The sequence below is a fragment of the Micrococcaceae bacterium Sec5.1 genome (assembly GCA_039636795.1).
GTDB lineage: Bacteria > Actinomycetota > Actinomycetes > Actinomycetales > Micrococcaceae > Arthrobacter.
On sequence record CP143430.1, the window covers coordinates 1,009,789 to 1,032,368 of the forward strand.

General features: G+C 62.2%; 21 protein-coding genes and 2 riboswitches. Of the genes, 11 read left to right on the top strand and 10 right to left on the bottom strand.

All coding sequences use genetic code 11. The features are described from left to right. Positions 1-229 precede the first annotated feature (229 nt). The gene (groL, locus tag VUN82_04855; GenBank protein ID XAS73181.1) at positions 230-1,855 is read left to right on the top strand and encodes a chaperonin GroEL; all 1,626 of its coding nucleotides are present in this window, start codon (positions 230-232) and stop codon (positions 1,853-1,855) included. A 194-nt stretch (positions 1,856-2,049) separates the two neighbouring features. Then, a complete protein-coding gene (locus tag VUN82_04860) occupies positions 2,050-3,009 on the top strand; it encodes a ribonuclease HI family protein (GenBank protein ID XAS73182.1) in 960 nt (319 codons plus the stop codon). A gap of 145 nt (positions 3,010-3,154) precedes the next feature. Here the strand turns inward: VUN82_04860 and VUN82_04865 are convergent, their stop codons facing one another. The 4 genes from VUN82_04865 to VUN82_04880 all read right to left on the bottom strand — a co-directional run bounded on the left by VUN82_04865 (position 3,155) and on the right by VUN82_04880 (position 6,479). Beyond that, positions 3,155-3,445 carry a WXG100 family type VII secretion target gene (locus VUN82_04865; protein ID XAS73183.1) on the bottom strand — a complete coding sequence of 97 codons (291 nt, stop codon included), beginning with the start codon at positions 3,443-3,445 and terminating at the stop codon, positions 3,155-3,157. A gap of 171 nt (positions 3,446-3,616) precedes the next feature. After that, entirely contained in the window at positions 3,617-5,062 is a 1,446-nt protein-coding gene (locus VUN82_04870; protein XAS73184.1) for a HAMP domain-containing sensor histidine kinase, read from the bottom strand. Between the two features lie 2 nt (positions 5,063-5,064). Beyond that, entirely contained in the window at positions 5,065-5,775 is a 711-nt protein-coding gene (locus VUN82_04875) for a response regulator transcription factor (protein ID XAS73185.1), read from the bottom strand. 68 nt (positions 5,776-5,843) lie between these two features. Continuing rightward, complete coding sequence (locus tag VUN82_04880) at positions 5,844-6,479, bottom strand: LysE family transporter (protein XAS73186.1); 636 nt, start codon at positions 6,477-6,479, stop codon at positions 5,844-5,846. A 68-nt stretch (positions 6,480-6,547) separates the two neighbouring features. Here VUN82_04880 and VUN82_04885 point away from each other — a divergent pair, with 68 nt between their 5' ends. After that, complete coding sequence (locus tag VUN82_04885; protein XAS73187.1) at positions 6,548-7,453, top strand: LysR family transcriptional regulator ArgP; 906 nt, start codon at positions 6,548-6,550, stop codon at positions 7,451-7,453. 99 nt (positions 7,454-7,552) lie between these two features. Then, positions 7,553-7,777, top strand: a complete 225-nt coding sequence (locus VUN82_04890; protein XAS73188.1) for a hypothetical protein — start codon at positions 7,553-7,555, stop codon at positions 7,775-7,777. A gap of 39 nt (positions 7,778-7,816) precedes the next feature. Here the strand turns inward: VUN82_04890 and VUN82_04895 are convergent, their stop codons facing one another. The 5 genes from VUN82_04895 to VUN82_04915 all read right to left on the bottom strand — a co-directional run bounded on the left by VUN82_04895 (position 7,817) and on the right by VUN82_04915 (position 15,104). Continuing rightward, the gene (locus VUN82_04895) at positions 7,817-9,967 is read right to left on the bottom strand and encodes a multicopper oxidase family protein (GenBank protein ID XAS73189.1); all 2,151 of its coding nucleotides are present in this window, start codon (positions 9,965-9,967) and stop codon (positions 7,817-7,819) included. A gap of 12 nt (positions 9,968-9,979) precedes the next feature. After that, the gene (locus tag VUN82_04900) at positions 9,980-10,453 is read right to left on the bottom strand and encodes a hypothetical protein (GenBank protein XAS73190.1); all 474 of its coding nucleotides are present in this window, start codon (positions 10,451-10,453) and stop codon (positions 9,980-9,982) included. A 186-nt stretch (positions 10,454-10,639) separates the two neighbouring features. Beyond that, a complete protein-coding gene (locus VUN82_04905) occupies positions 10,640-12,298 on the bottom strand; it encodes a DNA repair helicase XPB (protein ID XAS73191.1) in 1,659 nt (552 codons plus the stop codon). Between the two features lie 10 nt (positions 12,299-12,308). After that, a complete protein-coding gene (locus VUN82_04910; GenBank protein ID XAS73192.1) occupies positions 12,309-14,780 on the bottom strand; it encodes a helicase-associated domain-containing protein in 2,472 nt (823 codons plus the stop codon). Positions 14,781-14,888: 108 nt separating this feature from the next. After that, a complete protein-coding gene (locus VUN82_04915; protein ID XAS73193.1) occupies positions 14,889-15,104 on the bottom strand; it encodes a hypothetical protein in 216 nt (71 codons plus the stop codon). Positions 15,105-15,394: 290 nt separating this feature from the next. Between VUN82_04915 and VUN82_04920 the strand changes: the two genes are divergently transcribed. Both VUN82_04920 and VUN82_04925 read left to right on the top strand, forming a co-directional pair. Then, entirely contained in the window at positions 15,395-15,778 is a 384-nt protein-coding gene (locus VUN82_04920; protein XAS73194.1) for a cold shock domain-containing protein, read from the top strand. Positions 15,779-15,786: 8 nt separating this feature from the next. After that, on the top strand, positions 15,787-16,446 hold the full coding sequence (locus tag VUN82_04925; GenBank protein XAS73195.1) for a DUF3027 domain-containing protein: 660 nt from the start codon (positions 15,787-15,789) through the stop codon (positions 16,444-16,446). A gap of 85 nt (positions 16,447-16,531) precedes the next feature. Here VUN82_04925 and serC read toward each other — a convergent pair whose 3' ends face one another. Then, positions 16,532-17,662, bottom strand: a complete 1,131-nt coding sequence (gene serC / locus VUN82_04930) for a phosphoserine transaminase (GenBank protein XAS73196.1) — start codon at positions 17,660-17,662, stop codon at positions 16,532-16,534. A 304-nt stretch (positions 17,663-17,966) separates the two neighbouring features. Here serC and VUN82_04935 point away from each other — a divergent pair, with 304 nt between their 5' ends. The 5 genes from VUN82_04935 to VUN82_04955 all read left to right on the top strand — a co-directional run bounded on the left by VUN82_04935 (position 17,967) and on the right by VUN82_04955 (position 22,540). After that, on the top strand, positions 17,967-18,662 hold the full coding sequence (locus VUN82_04935; protein XAS73197.1) for a metal-dependent transcriptional regulator: 696 nt from the start codon (positions 17,967-17,969) through the stop codon (positions 18,660-18,662). Between the two features lie 174 nt (positions 18,663-18,836). Next, a riboswitch (cyclic di-AMP (ydaO/yuaA leader) is annotated at positions 18,837-19,078 on the top strand. Positions 19,079-19,082: 4 nt separating this feature from the next. Then, on the top strand, positions 19,083-19,913 hold the full coding sequence (locus VUN82_04940; protein XAS73198.1) for a M23 family metallopeptidase: 831 nt from the start codon (positions 19,083-19,085) through the stop codon (positions 19,911-19,913). Positions 19,914-20,036: 123 nt separating this feature from the next. Further along, positions 20,037-20,221, top strand: a riboswitch (cyclic di-AMP (ydaO/yuaA leader). 4 nt (positions 20,222-20,225) lie between these two features. Beyond that, entirely contained in the window at positions 20,226-20,957 is a 732-nt protein-coding gene (locus VUN82_04945) for an NlpC/P60 family protein (protein ID XAS73199.1), read from the top strand. Positions 20,958-21,056: 99 nt separating this feature from the next. Continuing rightward, on the top strand, positions 21,057-21,809 hold the full coding sequence (locus VUN82_04950) for an NlpC/P60 family protein (GenBank protein XAS73200.1): 753 nt from the start codon (positions 21,057-21,059) through the stop codon (positions 21,807-21,809). Positions 21,810-22,039: 230 nt separating this feature from the next. Beyond that, on the top strand, positions 22,040-22,540 hold the full coding sequence (locus VUN82_04955; GenBank protein ID XAS73201.1) for an HNH endonuclease: 501 nt from the start codon (positions 22,040-22,042) through the stop codon (positions 22,538-22,540). The last annotated feature ends 40 nt before the right edge of the window (positions 22,541-22,580 follow it).

A 22,580-nucleotide genomic window follows, 5' to 3' on the forward strand; every position in this document is an offset into this window, starting at 1 on the left:
CGAGTGCTAATTATTGATTTAGCACTCCTACGCTTCGACTGCTAACTCCGGCCCGGCCTACGCCGGCGGCGGATGGCTCTCGGAACGTCAGGGGGATCAAGAAACACCTTGGTGGGGTGAGGTCCGGAGCGCGCGGCATACAGAGGCCGCAAGCAAAGGACCGTCCGTCGCGGGCACCCCATCTGACAGGTTCCTTCTTAACGACTGTCCCGAAAGGACTACCGCCGTTATGGCCAAGATCATTGCATTTGATGAAGAGGCACGCCGCGGCCTCGAGCGGGGCCTGAACATCCTCGCCGACGCCGTCAAGGTCACCCTCGGCCCGCGTGGACGCAACGTCGTCCTCGAAAAGAAGTGGGGCGCCCCCACGATCACCAACGATGGTGTTTCCATCGCCAAGGAGATCGAGCTGGACGACCCTTACGAGAAGATCGGCGCTGAGCTGGTCAAGGAAGTTGCCAAGAAGACGGATGACGTCGCTGGCGACGGTACCACCACCGCTACGGTTCTCGCCCAGGCACTGGTCAAGGAAGGCCTGCGCAACGTTGCCGCCGGCGCCGACCCCCTGTCCCTGAAGCGCGGTATCGAGAAGGCTGTTGAGGCAGTCATCAAAGAACTGCTCGCCTCTGCCAAGGAAATCGAAACCAAGGAAGAGATCGCGGCCACGGCTTCCATCTCCGCCGGTGACCCGGAAATCGGCAGCCTCATTGCCGAAGCCCTGGACAAGGTGGGCAAGGAAGGCGTCATCACGGTCGAGGAATCCAACACCTTCGGCCTGGAGCTCGAACTCACCGAAGGCATGCGCTTCGACAAGGGTTACATCTCCGCTTACTTCGTCACCGACGCTGAGCGCCAGGAAACGGTCCTCGAAGACCCGTACATCCTGATCGTGAACTCCAAGATCTCCAACGTGAAGGAACTCGTCACGGTTCTGGAGAAGGTCATGCAGTCCAACAAGCCGCTGCTGATCATCGCCGAAGACATCGAGGGCGAGGCCCTGGCCACCCTGATCGTCAACAAGATCCGTGGCACCTTCAAGTCTGTAGCCGTCAAGGCTCCGGGCTTCGGTGACCGCCGCAAGGCGCAGCTCGCCGACATCGCCATCCTCACCGGTGGCCAGGTCATCTCCGAAGAAGTTGGCCTCAAGCTCGAAAACGCAGGCCTGGAACTCCTCGGCACCGCCCGCAAGGTTGTTGTCACCAAGGACGAGACCACCATCGTTGAAGGTGCCGGCGACGCCGAGCAGATCGCGGGCCGTGTGGCCCAGATCCGCGCCGAGATCGAAAACTCCGATTCCGACTACGACCGCGAGAAGCTGCAGGAACGCCTGGCCAAGCTGGCCGGCGGCGTTGCAGTCATCAAGGCCGGTGCCGCAACCGAAGTTGAGCTCAAGGAACGCAAGCACCGCATTGAGGACGCAGTCCGCAACGCCAAGGCTGCAGTTGAAGAAGGCATCGTCGCCGGTGGTGGCGTTGCCCTCATCCAGGCTGGTGCGAAGGCATTCGCCAACCTCACCCTCCAGGGTGACGAAGCAACTGGTGCCAACATCGTCAAGGTTGCCATCGACGCTCCGCTGAAGCAGATCGCCTTCAACGCTGGCCTCGAGCCGGGCGTTGTTGCTGACAAGGTTCGCGGCCTGCCTTCCGGCCACGGCCTGAACGCTGCCACGGGTGTCTACGAAGACCTGCTTGCTGCCGGCGTCAACGACCCCGTAAAGGTCACCCGCTCGGCTCTCCAGAACGCTGCTTCCATCGCTGGTCTCTTCCTGACCACCGAGGCTGTAGTTGCCGACAAGCCTGAGAAGAACGCTCCGGCTGCCGGTGGCGACGACATGGGCGGCATGGGCGGCTTCTAAGCCTCCTAAGGTGTAGCGTCACGCTTCAGAGCAAACGACGGCGGTTCTCACCATTTGGTGGGGGCCGCCGTCTTGCTGTATCGCCCAAGTGAGTAGCAGATCAGGTCGGTCTGACTGCTCAGAACGACATGTGCTGCTACCAGTTGGGTGCTAGCACGCTTTCAGTGTCTGTGTGGTCTGGCAGGATTGAAGGCATGACGATTATTGCTGCCGCCGATGGCTCTGCCCTCGGCAATCCTGGGCCGGCCGGTTGGGCCTGGTATGTTGACGACTCCTGTTGGCGCGCAGGAGGTTGGCCCCACGGCACCAACAACATGGGCGAGCTCATGGCTGTCCTGGACCTGTTCCGTTCCACTGCCCACGTACCGCAGGAGGAACTGCTGATCCTTTGCGACAGCCAGTACGTCATCAACTGCATCACCAAGTGGATGCCCGGGTGGAAGCGGAAAGGCTGGCGCAAGGCCGACGGGAAGCCCGTCCTGAACGTTGACCTCCTGAAGGACATCGACCAAGCAATCGTCGGGCGCAAATACACATTTGAATGGGTCAAGGGCCACGCCGGCCACGACCTCAACGAGGCAGCAGACGAGCGCGCACGCGCCGTAGCCACCGCCTTCCAGCAGGGCACCGCAGCTCCAAGCGGACCGGGCTTTACAGGCTCCGACGAGGCCCTCGCCGCGCCTCTTCCTGTCCCGGCCAGAGCCGGTCGCAGCTTCCAATCCCACTCCGAACCCACGTTGTTTGGGGAGTCGGGTATCTTCGGTCAGCCGGATCTTTTCAGTGAACTGGACGAGGATACGTCCGCCCAGGAATTGCCTGCAGAGGAAATCGTGGTCGCCTTGGAGCGCGAGCTCCTACGCCCGGATGTGCGCACTGACATCGGCAGGATTGGAGTATTGCTTCATCCCGACTTTGCTGAGATTGGCATCTCCGGTCGCTTCTGGACCCGGGACGCCATGATGGTTGCCCTTGAGGAGGACCCTGGGGAGCCCATTGAGTTGGAAGTTCTAAGCGCCGATCGCCTGAGTGAGAACACTATCCTGCTGAACTACCGCAGCTTCGCGCATTCAGGTTCGGCCCTCCGCAGTTCCGTTTGGCTTTTGGACCGAGGCCAGTGGCGGCTCCGATTCCACCAGGGCACCCCCGAAAACTGACCCGACGGAAACACTGCACATCAATTCACAGCACAGGAGACAGAAAGCTTGGTGACCTGCGGGGCGGCTGCACAGGGGGAAGACAGCCGGCCCCGCAGGAGCTTATGTGAAGCAGGACCTCGAATGTGCCTTGAGCGTGCAGCCCCTAGTAGGCGAACCGCTGGGTGTTGCCCTGCTCCACTTCGAGGTAGCTTGCTGCGGCCGACGCTAAAGCCATGTTGATGGAAGCCAGCGAGGCCTCGACCTTGTTTTGCGTCAGGGACCATTCAAGGACAAGCGACTGGAAGTTGGTGGCGGCTGAGCCTCTCCACGTGGCTTGAAGCTCGTCCAGTCCGTGTTTCATGGCCTGCACGTCCGTGCAGATGCGATCAACGGTTGCTTTGACGTTGGACGACTTGAGCTGAAGGAGCTCCGTGTCGACGGAAATGACGCTCATGGGTGATGCCTTTCGACGATGATGTTCCGCTGCTCGCGGTGGTGTGCGTGGCCACAACATCGAGCCTAGGCAAGCGCCTGGGGCCGGGAAACAACCATTCGTCGCTATGTGGATAACAGCTCTTTTGATGAGCCCTTACGTGGGTAATGCCGCCTGGGGGGAACACCGGCGTTACTGGGATATTAGCTCCGCGGGCTCCTCGCGGAACGGGAGGCTGACCACCAAAGTTGCGCCGCCGCCGTCGGTCTCTTTCACCCGGACGCTGCCTCCATGCGAGCCAACGATGGCAGCCACAATGGCCAGACCGAGGCCACTGCCGCCTGTCTCGCGGGTGCGCGAGGTATCGGCCCGGTAGAAGCGTTCAAAGATTTTGTTGGTCTCGGCATCTGGAATACCGGCTCCGTGATCTCGGATTTCGATGACCGAGAAGGCGCCTTCAGGAGTGGTCCGAACACCAACTGCGAGTTCTATAGGGGTGCCCTCTGGCGTGTAGCGCAGGGCGTTGCCCACGAGGTTGCCGATGACCTGCCGGAGCTTTGCCTCATCGCCCTGAACAGGGGCTGGCGTCGGGGAGGATCCATCGAGTCCGATGAGCGTGATGTTCCGGTTGCCGGACGAGGCTTTGGTATCCACCACGGCGTCGTGCGCCAACAACTGCAGATCCACCGGCTTGAGTTGCAACGGCCGTTGCTCGTCCAGCCGGGCCAAGAGGAGGAGGTCCTCCACCATGGAACCCATGCGTTTGGCTTCGCTTTCGATTCTGCCCATGGCCGTGGCGACGTCTTCGGGGGTGGCCAGCGCGCCGTGGCGGTAAAGCTCTGAGAAACCTCGAATGGTGACCAATGGAGTCCGGAGTTCATGGGAAGCATCGGCGGCGAAGCGGCGCATCCGGGCTTCAGAAGCGGCGCGCGCCGCGAAGGAAGCCTCGATGTGGGCCAACATTGCGTTCAGCGAAGCGCCAAGCCGACCCACCTCTGTATGGGGGTTGTCGATTTCCACGCGTCGGGAGAGGTCACCTGCCGCGATGGCTGCTGCTGTCTTCTCCACGCGGGCCAGGGGCCTGAAGGATCGTGCCACAGTCCATGTAGCAATGAAGAACGCCAGAACCAGGGTCAGCAGGCCAACGCCCACCACAACAAGTACGGCGTGTTCCATGACTTTGTCCACGGGCGTCAGCGGCAGGCCGATAATCACCACGCCGTTCTGCCCGTTGGCGACGACGCCCACGGCGACGACACGCCAGTTGCTACCGGCGGTGCCACTCACTTGGAAGGGGGCATTGCCGCGTGCCTTGGCCTCGGCAGGAGTGATGTTCGCGATCGCCGGACGGTCACTTTGCAGGCCGCCGAACTGATACGGCGAAAGCCCCGGAACGTACAGGGTCAGCGAGTAGTCAGTGGGTACGGCGGGGTTCGGCTCCGACAGCTTGTCGAATGACTGCTGGTCCTGGGCCAGCGCGACGGCGGCCTTGAGTTTGTCGTCTACCTGGCCTTGCAGGTAGCTCTTGACGAGCGTCAGCGTGCCGGCGCCCGTCGCGGCCAGAGCGAGGAGGAGCAGCCCCATGATGATGGCGACCAGCTGCGACCTCAGGGACGCCGATTTCCAGCGTTGCAGCAAGGTCAGCGCTTCTCTGCCGTTCGCAGCACGTAGCCCACTCCGCGCTTGGTTTGGATGAGGGCTGCAGCATCGGGGTCGATGTCCACCTTGCGGCGTAGATAGGAGATGTACGACTCAACGATGGAGGCGTCACCGTTGAAGTCGTATTCCCAAACGTGGTCAAGGATCTGTGCCTTGGAGAGAACGCGGTTGGGGTTCAGCATGAGGTAGCGCAGGAGCTTGAACTCAGTGGGAGACAGCTCAATGACTGTGCCACCGCGTCGGACCTCATGGGCGTCGTCGTCGAGTTCGAGGTCGTCCACGCGGATCACCGCGTCGTCATCCTCAAGGGGCTGGGTCCGGCGCAGTACGGCGCGGATGCGGGCAACTACTTCGTCCAGGCTGAATGGCTTGGTGACGTAGTCGTCGCCGCCCACAGTCAGGCCTGTGACCTTGTCCTCGGTGTCGTCCTTCGCCGTGAGGAACAGGACGGGGAAGTGTTTGCCTGCGGCCCGGAGGCGACGCGTTACTGTGAAGCCGTCCATGTCGGGCAGCATGACGTCCAGGACTGCGAGATCGGGGGAGTGAAGGTCGGCGGCGGCCAGGGCTTCGCGACCATTGGATGCGGCAACGACCTCGAAACCTGCAAAACGCAGGGACGTGGAGAGAAGCTCGCGGATGTTGGGTTCGTCGTCGACGACAAGGAGCTTGGCTTCGGGGCCGTTCTTTTTCATGACACCCATGATGCTCCCAGTTTCTGTGAGTTATCTGGATGCTTTATGGGAGCGGACTGCGTGCCGCCTCAGGCTCCGAGAACGAGCCCAGCGCCGAGGGCTCCCATGGTCACGGCGATCCCTCCGTCCAGGATTCTCCACGACTTGGGCCGGGCGAAGAAGCCCCGCAGGAATCTGGCACCGAACCCCAGGGAGCAGAACCAGAGGATGCTTCCCAGCATCGCTCCGGCGCCGAACCACCATTGCAAAGCAGTGCCTTGGGCGCTGGCGAGCGAACCAATAAGTGCGATGTCCAGGTAGACGTGCGGGTTGAGCCACGTCAGCGCCAGTACGGTGGTGAGGACCGCGGCGAGGCCACGTTTGGCGTCGCCATCGGGGGAGGGCGTATCCGAAGAAACGAGCACCTGCGGGCGAAGGGCCCGACGAGCCGCAAGCACCCCATAAGTCACCAGGAATGCGGCCCCCACAAAGCGCAGAACCACGACGGCGGCAGGAGCGGCCGCGATCAGTGCACCCGTGCCAAGCACCCCCGCGGCGATAAGGAGGGCGTCTGAAAGGGCGCAGACCGCTACAACCGCGCCTATATGTTTGCCAAGAATTCCTTGCCGAAGGACGAAGGCGTTTTGCGCGCCGATGGCAACGATTAGGCCTAAGCCCGTAGCAAGGCCGAGGCCTGTGGAGTTGAAGATGTCAGAGAAAGTCACCGTTCCAAATTATGGTCCGCAAAGCATTTAGGACAGCTAATGTTTTTGATGTGCCGTAAGATTTTCTTATGCCACAGTTTCCCTCTGAACAGTTGTTAACGTTCGCCACCGTACTTTCGGAAGGCACGTTGGATGCGGCAGCCCGTCGGCTGCACATCACGCCGTCGGCAGTGTCCCAACGCCTGAAGGCGCTTGAGCAATCATCCGGAAGGGTCCTGCTCCAACGGAGTAATCCCGCGCAGGCCACCGAAGCCGGCGAAGTGGTGCTTCGCCTTGCCCGCCAGGTTGCCCAGCTGGAAGCAGACGCAGGCGTGGAGTTGGGTTTGGGCACGGACGGTCCGCAGCTCGCTGTGCCAATCGTGGTGAATGCAGACTCGCTTGCGGTCTGGTTCCTGCAAGCACTTGCCCGTGTGCCCAGCGATCTCAACATCACCTTTGACTTGCACCGTGACGACGAACAACACTCCACCTCAATGCTGCGTTCGGGGACCGTCATGGCTGCAGTCACGGCCACCCCGGAACCGGTGCAGGGCTGCCGTGTTGAGAGCCTCGGAGTCATGCGCTACCGGGCAGTGGCAGCTCCAGCCTTTGTGGATCGTTGGTTCGCGGATGGGGTGGACGGCGGCAGGCTCAACATGGCACCGGCCGTGGATTTCGACCGAAAGGACACCTATCAGTGGGCTTTCGTGGAATCGTGGCCGGGTGCTTCACAAGCACAACAGAAGGGGCCGCGACACTACGTGCCAGCGTCACAGGACTTCGGCGATGCCATTCGCTTGGGCTTGGGCTGGGGATTGATTCCGGAAGTTCAATGCGGGCCCGACATTGCCGACGCGCGCTTGATTGAACTCGCTCCCGAGCGTCCCTTTGATGTTCCGCTCTACTGGCAGCGCTGGAAGACGGCGTCAAGAGTGCTCGATGTCCTTAGCTCCACAGTCCGGGAAGTCTCTGCCGAGTACCTTCGGACGCCCTAGTACAGTCCGTTGTCAGAAACCCACTGGGCCAGGGCAAAAGATCCGAACACGCCCACGGATGCTCCTAAAAATGTCAGTGCCCCATTCCACACTGGAAACATGGCAAAAGAAGCAGCCCCCATCAGCATTCATCACAATGAAAAAGCCGCGGACGTCGAGTTCCACGTGACGTACCTGGATACAGACTCGGGCCACATCAGGCGTGAGGAATTTCCGGACCTGACCTCAGCCGAGCGCTTCGCGAGCGCGCAGCTCCACGACGCCGATTGCTGGGCCGTAGTGGATCACGTTGCAATCCAGCACGCCAGCCGCATGGTTGCCTGAGGACGTCCGCCCGCCAGCCGACCTATCCCGCCAGCCGTCCTATTCAGGCCGGTTGTGGAAATGGCCGCCGTGGACGAAGTCAGATGACACGCCTTCGTACTTCAGCAGCATCATCATTCCTTCTGCAGCATGGTCCAGGTTGTGGCAGTGATCCATCCAAATACCCGGATTGTTCGCGTGCAGCAGTAGCTCCCACACGTCGCCCGGCAGCACGTCTACGGTGTCAAGGATCAGTGGCGATCCACGGGGGGCAACCCCGTTCCTGCTGAGCACTTGAACGTGGTGTCCGTGAGGATGCATGGGATGAGGGTCAGCGGTGCGGTTAACGATCGTCATTTTTACGGTGTCCCCTTCGGCCACCTCAATGGATGGCACCAGGGGATAGGATGCGCCGTTCACCGTAAACGCGTAGCGCGGAACTCCGTCAACAAAACGGAATTGCCGGTCCAACACCAACACTTCCTCCCGGACATTTTCTGCGGGTGCCGGTGTTCCAGCCAAAGGTTCGCCGTAGTCCAACAGATCCAGTAGAGGAGTGGAGGCAAAGACGCCAGGCTGCGCTTTCTCGGGGACGTCGGGCGCCTTCTGCTGGGCGTCGTCTGCTTTCGCTGCGGCATCGCCTTCGGCAGCATCTGCATTCACCCCGTCCGGGCTGGATGGGGCCACCACGACGACGGCGCTGGCCGCCGAGTCAGAGCGGAGCGTCACCTGGGATTCGGGCATAGTGAACGTGACGTCCATCCGTGCTCCTGCCCCAATCCGCAATAGCTTCCCTGTCACCTCCTGCGGCTGGTTCACGTCCGTTCCGTCCACGGCCGCAACCTTGAACGCTGTTCCGTCCAGAAGGTAGCGCTGCGGCAGGGAATCAGTGTTGATGAGGCGTACCCGAACGCTCGAGCCCGGGACGGCCGCGTACACACTGTTACGGTCTGAGGAGCCCAGCAACCCCAGACCGCCGAGGTCGTGTCCTGCCACCACAATGTCAGTATCTGCGCGAGGCAGTGTGGGGTTGTGCACGACGAATGTGCCGTAGAGGCCCTTGCGGACACCTTCGGCTGAGTCCTGGTGCGTGTGGTACCAATATGTGCCGGCTTGGGCAGCAAGGAAGCGGTAGGTCATGGACTGACCGGGCATTACGGCGTCCTGTGTTGCCCCGGCCACGCCGTCCATGGCGTTGGGGACGTCGTAACCATGCCAGTGCAGGGTCACGCCAGCACTCACATCCTGGTTCTTTAGCTCAACTTCCATGACCTCGCCCAGTTGTGCTTCGATGCCGGGCCCGGGGAGGCTGCCAAAGGTCCACGCATCAGTGGACTCCCCGGAGGGCAAGGTTATGTGTTCCGTGCGGGCAGTGAGTTCGTAGTGCCGGACCACGGCGTTGTCAGGGATCTCTCCCACCAGGCTTGTTACCTGAGTTGTGGCCACCACTGGTGCAGCGGTGACACCTCCGTGATGACCGACGGCGGCCGCAATCACCGCGCCATCGGCGGACCGGCTACCCAGCCACGCAAAGACTCCCGAGCCCAAAGCGGTGCAGGCCATGAGTCCGGCAACTGCAGCAGCCGCCGTCGTGCGCCTGTGAACCAGGCCTCGGCCGGGTGCGGGGCTGCCGCCGGGAAGGGCGGGCGGAGCGGGAGGAGCTGGCGGAGTGGGCGGAACCTGGAACACAGGGAACAGCGCCAGCCTGGCTATCATCACGGTCCCTGCTACCAGGAACAAGAGAACCGCCAGCGTCCACGGGGCGGGGAATGGGCCGAGGACGAACATCAGGGCAAGTGAGGCAATTGCCGAAGCGGCGGCCGACACGATGGCGAGAACCGCCCATTCGTGGGTTCGGCCAGGGAGTCCGGGTTGCTCCCGCGAAGATGGTGGGCCGGTGTTCCGCCTCCTCAGCAAATACGGAACACCGGCCATCGCGGCCCAAGCCGCGGGGATGGCGGTCAAAGGCAGGCTGATGGTTGTGCGTTCGCTGGCAAACCACCAACTGCCGGCCACCAAAGCTGGGAGCAAGGCATAGCGCGCTGCCGTCATAAGAACGGCTAAGCCCAGCAGAAGAAGAGCCAAGTCGACAACGCGTGGCCTGGCTGGCCCCCTGCCAAAAGAAATGACCATCCAAGCGGCGACAATCCAGGCGCCGGCGGCAAGGATAGCCAGCACCAGGTCGACGGCCAGTAGCTGTGAGATGTTCACAGCCGCCGCTTATCAAGCTGTAGCGGAAGAGGCGGAAGCATCCGATGCTGCTGCCTTGGGTGGAAGGGGTTGGGGATTGAGTGCAAGGGCGCGGGCACGTCTGAACAACCAGTAGGACATGAAGATAATCAGCAGTCCTGTGACGGGGTGGATGGAAGCCACCCACGACCCGGAGGGCGTGATGAAATCCTCCGATGAGCCAGTGAGCATGCCACCGATGATGAAGATGAACAACTGAACCCACGTCATGAGAAAGATGCCGGCGGCGAGCCAAATAGTGCGGGACCCGGCCTTGGCGATAGCCGCGACAATGACAGCCAACAACGCCGAATAGCGCAGCACGAATTGGCCGTTGATTACGTGATAAACGCCCGCTTCGCGCTGGGCTTCAATGGTGTTTTGGAAATGGAAGTAGCCCGCGAAAAAGAGCTGGGCAAGTCCCGATAGCAGGATGATCGCCGCCAGGACCAGGAGGGTTTTACGCATAGGGAGTCCTCTGGTAAAAAATCACAGATTCTTCAAGGCCTTCGAATCGCCGGCACCCTGGCTGCGGGCTACCCCCACTGCCGACGACTGGCCGCCGGGCTGCCTGGACCAAGGGCAACTCTAAAGGGCGGAGAGCTTCACTTGGAATCCTAAAATTGCTGGAGATAAATAGCAATGCCCTGGCGATTATTCGTCGGTGGCAGCATCCTTGCCCACGTCCTTGGCGTCCATGATCCGGTAGGCATATCCCTGTTCAGCCAGGAAACGCTGGCGCTTGGCGGCGAAGTCCTGATCCAAAGTATCGCGGGCCACAAGGGAGTAGAACCGCGCGGAACGGCCGTCTTGCTTGGGCCTCAGCAGGCGCCCCAGGCGTTGCGCCTCCTCCTGGCGGGACCCGAAGGAGCCCGAAACCTGGATGGCTACTGAAGCTTCCGGGAGGTCGATGGAGAAGTTGGCAACCTTGGACACTACGAGCGTCTGGATCTCGCCCTTGCGAAAGGCATCAAAAAGCTTCTGCCGGGCTTTGACGGTGGTTTCACCCTTGATCAGGGGAGCATCCAGCCGCTCCGCGATCTCGTCCAGTTGGTCAATGTACTGGCCGATGACCAGCAGTTGCTCACCCTTGTGCGCCGCCACGAGCTGCTCAACCAGTTGGGTCTTTGTCTCGGAGGTCGCACACAGGCGGTATTTGTCGGCGTCATCAGCCATGGCGTAGGCCACGCGTTCGTCGCGGGGTAAATCGACGCGTACCTCAACGCAATCCGCCGGTGCGATGTAGCCCTGCGCTTCGATGTCCTTCCACGGAGCGTCGTAGCGCTTGGGTCCAATCAGGCTGAAGACTTCGCCTTCCCTGCCATCCTCGCGCACCAGTGTGGCCGTCAGGCCGAGCCTTCGCCTGGCCTGCAGGTCCGCCGTCATCCGGAAGATCGGGGCGGGCAACAAGTGCACCTCGTCATAGATGATCAGGCCCCAGTCATGACCGTCCACGAGTTCAAGGTGCGGGTAAAGTCCACCGCGCTTGGTGGTGAGGACCTGGTAGGTGGCAATAGTTACAGGCCTGACTTCCTTGACTGCACCGGAGTATTCGCCGATCTCATCTTCGGTCAGGGACGTCCGCTTGAGCAGCTCGTCTTTCCACTGACGTGCCGAAACCGTGTTCGTGACCAGGATCAGTGTTGTGGTGGAGGACGTCGCCATCGCGGCCGCGCCCACCAGGGTCTTTCCTGCACCACAAGGAAGAACGACGACGCCGCTGCCGCCGGCCCAGAAGTTCTCCGTGGCGAGCTTCTGATAGGGGCGCAACTGCCAGCCAGTTTCGTCGAGCAAGATCAGGTGGGGTTGCCCGTTGACGTACCCGGCAAGGTCCTCGGCCGGCCATCCCAACTTCAGGAGCAACTGCTTGAGCTGGCCTCGCTGCGAGGAGTGAACCACCACAGTCTCACCATCGATCCTGGGCCCAAGGAGTGGGGCGATCTTCTTGGCACGGATGACTTCCTCCAGCACGGGGTAGTCGTCAGTACGCATTACCAAACCGTGCTGTGGATCTTTTTCGAGGCGAAGCCTGCCGTAGCGCGACATGGTCTCTTCGATATCAATCAACAATGCATGGGGGACCGGGAAACGGGAGTACTTCAGCAACGTATCCAGCACCTGCTCGGCGTCTAGTCCCGCAGCCCGCGCGTTCCAGAGCCCAAGGGGTGTCAGCCGGTAGCTGTGCATGTGCTCGGGAGCGCGCTCAAGTTCAGCAAATGCCGCAATGGCGTGCCTGGCCTCTGTAGCGAGCTCGTGATCGACTTCCAGCAGAATGGTTTTATCGCTTTGTACTATCAGTGGACCGTCGGTCACTCTTGAATCCTCACTTGTGCAGTTCTCCTGCTGGTTCTACATCGATGATCCGGTGGATGGACAGCACACGTTCTGTTTCCTTGCCAGGATCGAAGACCCTGACGCGGCCACCGGAGACGGATACAGGAACCACGGTTTCGGTGTTCGCATTCCCCAGGCTGTCCACCACGTTCATGGTGACCGCCTGTTTGAGCCGGATGGCCTTCTGCAGCGTTTCCAGGCCGAGCTGCGTGGAGGCTTCGCCTGTCGCATCAGCCGGGACGGCGCGGTGCTGCCGTAACACCGAAAGCTGGGCTTCGACGTCGTCGTCCGGTGGGGCCGTCCGCGGAGCCGTGTAGACCGGACGCGCGCTGCCGGGCACTGCCGCTGTTCGTTTAAAGCGCACGACGGCGGGTTCCGCCTCCTGGACAGCAGGTGAGAGTCCCAGCTCGCGCAGCACACGTGCAGTCTCCTTGGGGCTGGCAGAGGACGTCAGGACGGTGGGGGCGATCCGAACAAGGCTCAGCGCAGACGTCCGGGCCTCGTGCAACAGGTCGGTGATGGCGGATTCGTCGTCGCTCTGGATGAAGCTGGCACTGGAACCGATTCGCAAACGTCCGTGTCGGGACGCTGTGTCCTGCACCAGGTACGCCAGAGGTTGGGGCACGTCTGTGGCTGAATGCTCGCGGAGGAACGACAACAGCGATTCCGCATCCTGTCCGGCGTCGAGGGCCCTGCGGATAGTTGCCGTGGAAAAACGGTAGATCGACGCCGGGCCCTGGCCCTCGGCGTCGGCCATGAGCAGCAGCGTTTCGCTGAGTTCGGGGGCGAGGTAACCGGGCGCTACTGCTGTGAGGTCCGCCTGAAGGAGGATGTGGTTGACCGCGGCCGGCAGGTGTTCACCGAGGAGGGTCATCGCCTCCTCCGGATGGCCGAGCGCGATGGCAGATCCCAACTGGGTGAAGGCCCCGGACCCCATCAAGCCCAACAAGGTGGCTTCTTCCAGGATCCCCCTCACCAGGGAGCTGAACCGGCGGGACATGCGGGGCTGCGCCCATTCCGCCCGTTGCAGCACCGCGCGCGCGTCGAGGACAGGTGCTTTGCCATCCGGAGCTGCGGCCTCAACCGTCAGTTCATTGAGGATCTCCAGGATCCTGCGCCTGACCACTGGAGCATCGGGCCTTTGAGCCTCCGCGGACAATGCATTGATGGTGCTGCCGGCGGAACCTGGATGGGATGGCGAGCCGGACGTCGCTCCCGGGAGGGGCTGGCCCACCATGGAAGGTGCCCGCTCGCTGGCCAACCAGGCGTTCACCAGCCAGAGCCACTGTTCCTGTCGCGGCAGGGAGAGCCATTCCAACTGTGGCGGCTGGATCCACGTGGAACTGTCAACGTCCAGCCGCACAAGGCCGGCCAGCGCGCAGAACTCCAGCAGGAGGGCAGTTTCGTGGACGCCGCAGCGGATGGATTCAGCCAGGCGCCGGAGCTCACGCACGCCTACGCCGCCGCTCCGGAGGGTTGCCAGCGGCTGCTCACGGACTGCGAACAGCACCTCGCTGGTGAGCCGTAGAGTCTCGGCGATGGCGCCCATCGCGGCGTTTCGCCGGAGGGCAGCACTCGTGTGGCCCAGTTCTGGAACCGGAGGGCTCAGGGTGAAGTCGTCAACGATCGCACCACCCCGCAGGGCGATGCCCACACTGTGTGGCAATTCGACGTGGCCGGCATCCAGGGGAACCAACATGCCGCGGGCCAGCAGCCAATCGACAGGCCCGACGTCGGCGCTTTCGTGGGTCACGGAGGCCCGCCGTTGAGCCTGGGGGACTGCGCCCATGGCCCAACTGCCGAACTTGTCCAGCAAGCCAACGGTCCTTTCGGGCGCCGTGGCCAGAATAGCGCGCACATTCTCGGGGCTTGACGTCCAGCGTTGCAGGGACAAGGCGGCGTCCATGGGAGTGCTGGCAGGGTGGATGTCCAAGCCACAGTGATGGAGCTCGGCTACGAGCTGAACCACCCGTTGGGCGAAAGCCGGCTGCAACCTGACCAACTCCGTGTAACTTCGGCCCAGGCCGGCCGGATAGATGCCGATCACGTCCTTCAGGCTTCCAACGGGAAGGTAGAACCGTTGCCGGGAATTCGGTTGTGAATTTGATGCCGCCGGCGGATCGGCCCGGTGAATCAACGCCAACTCCTGAAGTTTGGCGAGGATCGGTTCCAGTGCAGAGAGAGTGGACCCTGCAATGACCTTCTTCAGTCCGGCAGCGGAAACACTGTGACCGGTATCGGCATTCGTGCACAGATGGAGCGTCTCCAGAACCTGCATTTCAGGCTTTGTGAGTCGCTCCAACGCCCGTTGGACGCTGACTCGCGCACTTGCCCGGGCTGCCAAGGCAGCGAAGTCCGGGGCCATGGGAGAAATCAGGTCCGGCCGCGCGGCAAACAAGGCCCGCAGCGAGTTATCGCTGCGCGCTTCCAATTCCTTGCTGAGCGCGCGAATAAGGGACATCAATCCAACGTTACCGCCACAGGGCCGCTCGTGCGTGGCCAAGGCAAAGCCGTCCCGGTTGATTCGCTGTTGACGCCGCCTGGTTCGCTGTTGCCGACGCTTGATTAGCTATTGCCGGCGCCGTTGACGGACGGCATCCAACACCAGGACCACGGCAAGCATGAAGGCAACCGGCAGCCCATAAAGGGCGGTGGACGTGATCCACACTGGTGCCACTCCACCGTTGAAGGCGATAGCCATGACCGCACCGACCGCAGCCAGGGAAAGGACGGCGATCACGGCGGCAACGATCATCAGGGGGCGGCGGTAACCCGGGGAAGTCATGCGCCTAACGCTAGCAGCAGGGCCACACGAACCAGGCCTGTGGGCTCCTCGGCGGCCGGCATCGCGGCCCCTGCCGCAGCCAGGGTGCAGGAAAGGATCAGGAAAGGTGCAGCAACGGGTGCAGCAAGGCGCCGCAAAGCGGCGGCAAAGCATGAATAGCTGGTCCGGCAGGATAACCTTGAAGTAACAGACCAACACGGACCGTGCTGTCTCCCTCGATCCCGCAAATCCCTGCGGATGCGGTGGCGGCGCGACGTGTCTCCAAAGCAAGAACGAAGAAGGTTGATTACGTGCCCACCGGCAAGGTCAAGTGGTATGACAAGGAAAAAGGCTTCGGATTCCTCGCGGCTGAGGACGGCCAGGAGGTATTCCTGCCCAAGACATCGCTGCCCGCAGGCGTAACCGAGCTCAAAGCCGGTACGCGTGTGGAATTTGGCGTGGCCGATGGCCGTCGCGGTGCCCAGGCATTGGGCCTTCGGGTCCTGGACAAGACGCCCTCCATCGCCAAGGCCAAGCGCATGAACGCCAAGGACCTGGCGCCTTTGGTGCAGGACCTCGTGACCGTGCTGGATAACTTGTCCGGTACTTTATCTTCCGGCAAGTACCCGGAGGGCAACAAGGCCAAGGCTATCGGTATGGCGCTGCGCAAGGTTGCCGACGAGCTGGAAGCCTAGGAACTGCCATGACTTCGGAATCCGCACAGGATACACAGGCAGGAAGGGACGCGCAGGCCAGCCCTGGGGTCGTCACTGACGCCGCCCCACTTCCTGTCGCCGGGGAGAATCCTGTCAACGGGGGGAATCCTGTCAACGGGCAAGCCCCTGAAAACAGCGACACCCCTGCGCGGAAGCCGGTCGCAGCGAAGCAGCGGGCCGGCATCCCCGTGTGGCGCGTTGGCAAGCCGGATGCGTTCCTGGCTGCCGCCGTCGACGTCGCGCGGGAAGCGGTGGAGACTATCGCGAACCCGGGCGAGGTGGGTGCCCACATCGGCGCAAAGTCCGAGGGCGACCGCGTGGTCACGCATTTGTTCGAGTCGAAGCTTGCGGGATATGGCGGGTGGCAGTGGTATGCCGTGATCACCCGCAATTGCCGGTCAAAGATCGTCACAGTCAGCGAGCTTGGCCTCCTGCCTTCTGAGGATTCCATCCTGGCCCCGGAATGGGTTCCCTGGGCAAAGCGTGTCCGCCCGGAGGACGAGACGCCCCTGGTGGAGGAGACGGTAGAGGAAGTGACCGAGGAATCCGTGCAGGCTGCGGAAGACGACGCCGCCGAAGCATCCGATGCTGAAGCCGAGGCGGCCGACGAAGAGGACGACGACGCCGTCGCCCGCTTAGGGGATTAACGGCAACGGCGCCGTCCGGGAACAATCCCGACGACGCCGTTTCCTGCCTTTCGCGGAAAGTCGCGGCAGTTAGTTCTTGAGTTTTTTATTTCTTGAGCTCGCCCACGACATAGTCGATGCTGGCGAGCAGGGCTGAGACGTCGTCCGGTTCGATAGCGACGAAAGTGGCGATGCGGAGCTGGTTTCGCCCAAGCTTGCGGTACGGCTCAGTGTCCACCACGCCGTTGGCCCGCAGGATCTTGGCGATTGCCGTTGCATCGATGGAGTCGTCGAAGTCGATGGTGGCGATCACGTTGGAACGGTCCTCAGCCTTTGCGACGAACGGTGTGGCGTACTCGGAAGCCTCGGCCCAGGAGTAGATGCGGCTGGCAGAGTCTGCTGTGCGCTTGCTGGCGAAGTCCAGACCACCATTGCTGTTGAGCCACTGCACCTGTGCGTCCAGAGTCACCAGCGTGGACAGCGAAGGTGTGTTGTACGTCTGGTTGAGTTTGGAGTTCTCGATTGCGGTCTGCAGGTCCAGGAAGTCCGGAATCCAGCGGTCGCTGGCCTTGATGCGGGCGGCGCGCTCCAACGCCGCGGGGGAGAACAGGCCGAGCCACAGGCCGCCGTCAGAGGCGAAGTTCTTCTGCGGGGCGAAGTAGTAGACATCCGATTCGGCGACGTCCACGTCCAGCCCGCCGGCGGCAGAGGTAGCGTCCACCAGGACGAGCGATCCGGCGTCGGCGCCCTCTATTCGCTTGACGGGGGCTGCAACACCGGTTGATGTCTCGTTCTGGGGCCAGGCGTAGACGTCAACGCCGGCCTCTGCCTGGGAGGCCGGTCGCGTGCCGGGCTCTGACTTGATGATGGAGGATGCATCGAGGAAGGGGGCCTTGTTGGTGGCCGCAGCAAACTTGGAACCGAACTCGCCGAAGGAAAGGTGCTGGGCCTTTTTCTCAACCAGGCCGAAAGCCGCTACGTCCCAGAACGCTGTGGAACCGCCTACGCCGAGGACAACCTCGTAGCCCTCAGGTGCACGGAAGAACTGGCTGAGTCCTTCGCGCACCGAACCCACCAGGTTCTTGACCGGTGCCTGACGGTGTGACGTGCCAAGTATGGTGGTCGACGCGTCAGACAGGGCCTGGACCTGTTCCGGGCGCACCTTGGACGGTCCCGCGCCGAAGCGTCCGTCCTTGGGCAGCAGGTCGGCGGGAATAGTGATGCTGTTGTCGCTCACGTGTGGCTCCAATGGGTATCGGTTAGAGAGGGGGAGGTGGGCAGGTGGCATCGGCTGCCCCTTCGACTCCCTCATTCTGCCTGACCGGACCCACCGTCAGGAATCTGCGGTTGTCATAGTCCGCCACGTGGAATGCCGGAGCACCATGGGCATTGCGACCCAGGGAAAAATTATCCAGACTAATTCCAAATAAGCTAGGCTTGGGTTGACGTTCCTGAGGTGTCGGTTGCACACCATCCACCTTGGAGGGGACGCGGTACGGTGGAGATTACGCAAGAAATGCGTTCGAGGAGAGCTGAGCTGGATGACGGATCTGATCGATACCACTGAGATGTATCTTCGGACCATTTTGGAGCTTGAAGAAGAGAACATCGTGGCTCTTCGCGCACGCATTGCGGAGCGTCTGCGGCACTCGGGTCCCACGGTTTCCCAGACCATTGGACGCATGGAGCGCGATGGCCTGGTCATTGTTTCCAACGACCGCCACCTGGAACTGACCGAAGTCGGGCGCAAGCGGGCCACCGAAGTCATGCGGAAGCACCGCCTTGCCGAGAGGCTCCTGGCGGACGTCATTGGTCTGGACTGGGCATACGTTCATGACGAAGCGTGTCGCTGGGAACACGTCATGAGTGAACGGGTGGAACGGCGCCTGTATGAGTTGTTGGAGCACCCCACCGAGTCGCCGTATGGCAACCCCATCCCGGGTTTGGAGGCGCTTGGCGGCCTCGCCAACCAGCCCCTTGCCCGCTTGGACGTGAACCTGCTGCATGCCATGGACGGGTACGCTGCCGATTCCCGCGTAGTAGTCAGCCGGCTTGCTGAACCCATCCAGGTTGAGCCCGAACTCCTCACCCAGCTCGATGAAGGCGGAATTCGTCCAGGCGCAACTGTCTCCTTGGAACGGGTGGGGGAGTACATCTCCGTCCGCGTTCCCGGTATTGAAGGAGCACTGGAGCTGCCTCCCGAGGTAGCTGCGCACGTCTTCGTCGCTGTCAGCTGACCCTAAAGCGTGTCAGATCTCACTTTGGGGCGGCTGGCGCGCGTGTGACCTGCGGATTCCTGCGACTGGTGATATGGGGGCGTCCACAACACGGTCGTTTGGGAAGATAACGAATTTATTACTGCGGGCTTTAATCGCCTATAGTTATCTACTAGCGTCGATACCAAAGCGTTACCTGATCTGGAGCCGAGCTCTGCCAGCAGATCAGGTGTGTCATCAACTACTGGCAGAGGCGGGGGAACCACAAGCGGCTGCCTAAAGAAGCAGCCTTGGGGTGAAGTCCGCAGCAGAAGTGCCTACTAACGCAAGTCCTTCCGGGGATACCTGTGTGCCGTTTGCGCTTCGTGCGGACCGGGTCTTTGAACTCTCTGACCCGAATCCGACAGCTAACTTCGCAGGCTTTCCAGAGAGGAACAGAGTTTGACATCGCAGAACGTCAGGGGCCGTCGCCGCGCGTCCGGCCCCGCTGCTGAGCTGCGGCCAGCCCGCGCCGCAATGGAGATCCGGCCACGCGACACCCCGCGTCAGGTGCGCCGCCGCAAGAGCCCATTGCGCCAGGTAGCCGACTTCGCCGCAGCCAGTGGTGTCGGGCAGAAGGCCGGCGTCGCGCTTGCCGCCACCGGACTTGCCCTGACTGTAGGCCTGCCTGCCACAAGCCCCGTCATGGCCACATCCGAATCCGGCCAGGCCGAGGCGGCCCTCTCCGTACCGGGTGGCAGCCAACCCGAAGTTTCTGCGGCAGCCTCTGCCAAAATCGATTTCACTCGCGCAGCAGTCGCTACCGCCGCTGATCCTGACGGCAAGCTCAAGCAGTTGCTGAGCGCCCAGTCGGCGGGGAGCATCCAGCGCGCATCCTCACTTGGCACGCTGGGAAGCCCTCTGGACAAGCTGGTCACGGCATCGCCGTTTGGCTACCGCGTCAGCCCCCTTACAGGCGGCACCGGTGACTTCCACCGCGGCCAGGACTTCGTAGCCCAGTGCGGTACTGCCGTTCACGCCGCAGCCGCAGGCAAGGTCACGTTCGCAGGCTGGCATGAGTACGGCGGAGGCAACCGCGTCGTGATTGACCACGGCAACGGCCTCGAGACCACGTACAACCACCTGTCGTCCTTCAACGTCAAGGTGGGCCAGACTGTCAGCCGTGGCGATACTGTCGCGCTGAGCGGCACTACAGGCGCATCTACGGGTTGCCACCTCCACTTCGAGGTCCAGGTAAACGGTGAAGTCGTAGACCCCATGGGCTGGCTCTGAGCCAGTTGATGGTTGTCTATCGCATTCATGACACGCCCGTGACCTGAATGTGACATTCACGAATATCTGTTGTACCGTCTAAAGCGCATCGGCTTTTTAGGGGGCCGATGCACTTGAGTGGATTGCCTAGCTCTGCCACCACTCGAGGTCCGTTCGCAAAAATCGTCTGGCAGGGGCGGGGGAACCAATTTTGGCCTTCGAATCAGAAGGCCTTGGGGTTAAGTCGCAAAAGCTTCCTTGAAGCCGCGCGGCCGGATGACTCCCATCCGAATCCGACAGCTCACCTCGCAGGCATTGGGAGAGGCTACCTTCGTGTCATCACGCACTACCCCTGCGCGCCATCGCGCCGAATTGGTTCGTACGAACCCGTTGAACACCCTTTCCAAGGCTGTCTCAACCAATGCAGGCACCGTAGGCCGCCAAGCCGCCGTTCTGGCCGCAGCCTCGGGACTTGTTCTCAGCGTTGGACTCCCGGCCCAGGCCGCTGACACCGACGTTTCCAAGTCGGAATCCTCCAGCACCCAGCAGTTGGTCGCCACCGCAGTTGTTACCGCTGAGCCCACGGCAACCGTTTCCTTCGAAAGCCCCGTTGTGGCTACCAAGGAAGCCCCCAAGGTTCAGCGCGCCTCCCAGCGCACGCAGGCAGCCGAAGGCCAGACGGGCGACACCCTCGCTGCCCTGTCCTCCACGGCCAAGGATGCCGCATCCAGCGCGGCAGCTTCCGGACTCGCAGCAATTGCCTACACCGGCATTGGCCACCCCTATGTCTGGGGCGGCACTTCCCCCAACGGCTGGGACTGCTCTGGATTTGCCCAGTGGGTCTACGCCCAGGCCGGCATCAGCATCCCCCGGGTCAATGCCTGGACGGCCATGAAGCCCACCAGCACGCCGGCCCCCGGCGACCTCGTCATGCAGAACGGCGGAGCCCACGTGGGCATCTACGTCGGCAACGGCATGATGATCAGCGCGCTGAACCCCAGCCAGGGGACGCTCCTGACCCCGGTCGCAGCCACCGGCACATCCTCGTTCTTCACCCTCCGCTAGGAAAATCCCATTCGGGGTAAGCCAGCATGCCCCCCAAGTGCTGGCCGCCCATAACCCGCGTGCGTCCCCACCGTGCGCGGATACGAAAAGAGAGTAATCATGACCAGTGCAAACAAGGTTGCACGGCATAGAGCTGAGGCCCCCAAGACCAGCTCACTTGCCGTCATTGCCAAAGCTGTCAGCGACAACGCCGGTGGCGTTGGCCGTCAGGCAGCAGTGATCGCAGCTGCATCAGGCCTTGTGCTGACCAGCGGCGTGGCTGCAAATGCTGCGGATACCAATGTCCAGCGCGAATCCACGTCTGCGTCCGCCCTTGACGTGCAGTCGGTTGCCCAGGCCACCATTGCTGCCGATTCCAGCGTTGCCATCTCCTACGAGCGCCCCGTGGTCAAGACTGTCGAAGCCCCGGCTCCCGTCGTCGAGAAGGCACCTGCCAAGGAAGCTCCGGCTGCCGGCGGCACCGCTACTCTGGCGGTCAACACTGATACCTCCGCGGCCAAGGCGCCTGCTGCATCCAGCGGCCTCGGTGCAGCTATCGCTGCAGCGGCCTACGCACAGCTCGGTGTCACACAGGACTGCACCATGCTGGTGACCAACTCGCTGGCCGCCGTCGGTATTCACTTCCACGATTGGCCGGCCGGCTACCTCTCCCTCGGCCGCACGGTCAGTGCGGCTGAAGCGCAGCCCGGCGACCTCGCTTACTACGCCAACGGTGGCTACGGCGGAATGGCACACATCGCTGTTTACGTCGGCAACGGCATGGCAGTCCACGGTGGATGGAACGGATCCACCACGGCACTGTTCAGCGTGAACGTTGGCTCCGGCCCCGTTTTCATCCGCGTCAACGGCTGATCAAATACTCCACGGAACACCCCGCAGGCTCCTGCCGGCGGGGTGTTCTGCTTTAACGAGCAAGGTGTCCCGCACATGAACTTTCGCCAACACCGCAGGTGAAACGGCAGAAAAATTCGTTGATATGGCATATGAGTGCTTACCCTTGTGTTGTCGATCCACAGCCCGTACAAGCAGAGGGCAGCCGGCCCTCGTGCCCCTGACGGGTGCGGCCGTGAAGAGGTACGTGCATGCGCACACTCGTTCTGAATGCTGGATATGAACCGCTGGCGGTAGTAACCTTCCGCCGGGCGCTGGTCCTTGTGCTGACTGGAAAAGCTAGCGTGGTGGCCGAAGGCGACGAGCCTGTCGTCGGGCCACAGGAGATTCTCGGAAGACCATCCGTGATTCTTCTCAATCGCTACATCCGGCCCCGGTACAACAAGATCACTGCCGTGAGCCGCCGCGGGGTACTCCGCCGCGACGGCCATCGCTGCGCCTATTGCGGGAAAACAGCGCACACCATAGACCACGTCCACCCCAAATCCAGGGGCGGCGCGGATTCCTGGGAAAACCTGGTTGCGGCGTGTTTGAAATGCAACAACGCCAAGAGTGACCACACGCTCGCCGAGATGGGTTGGAAACTTCGTTTCAAACCTGGCGTGCCCACAGGAACCATGTGGCAGATCAAAGAACTCGAGAAACCTGCGCCGGACTGGGATCCGTTCCTGTTGCCGGAATCCGCCGCCTGATCGATTTCTGTTGCCCTCCCGCCGTCCGGGTACTCTGGGC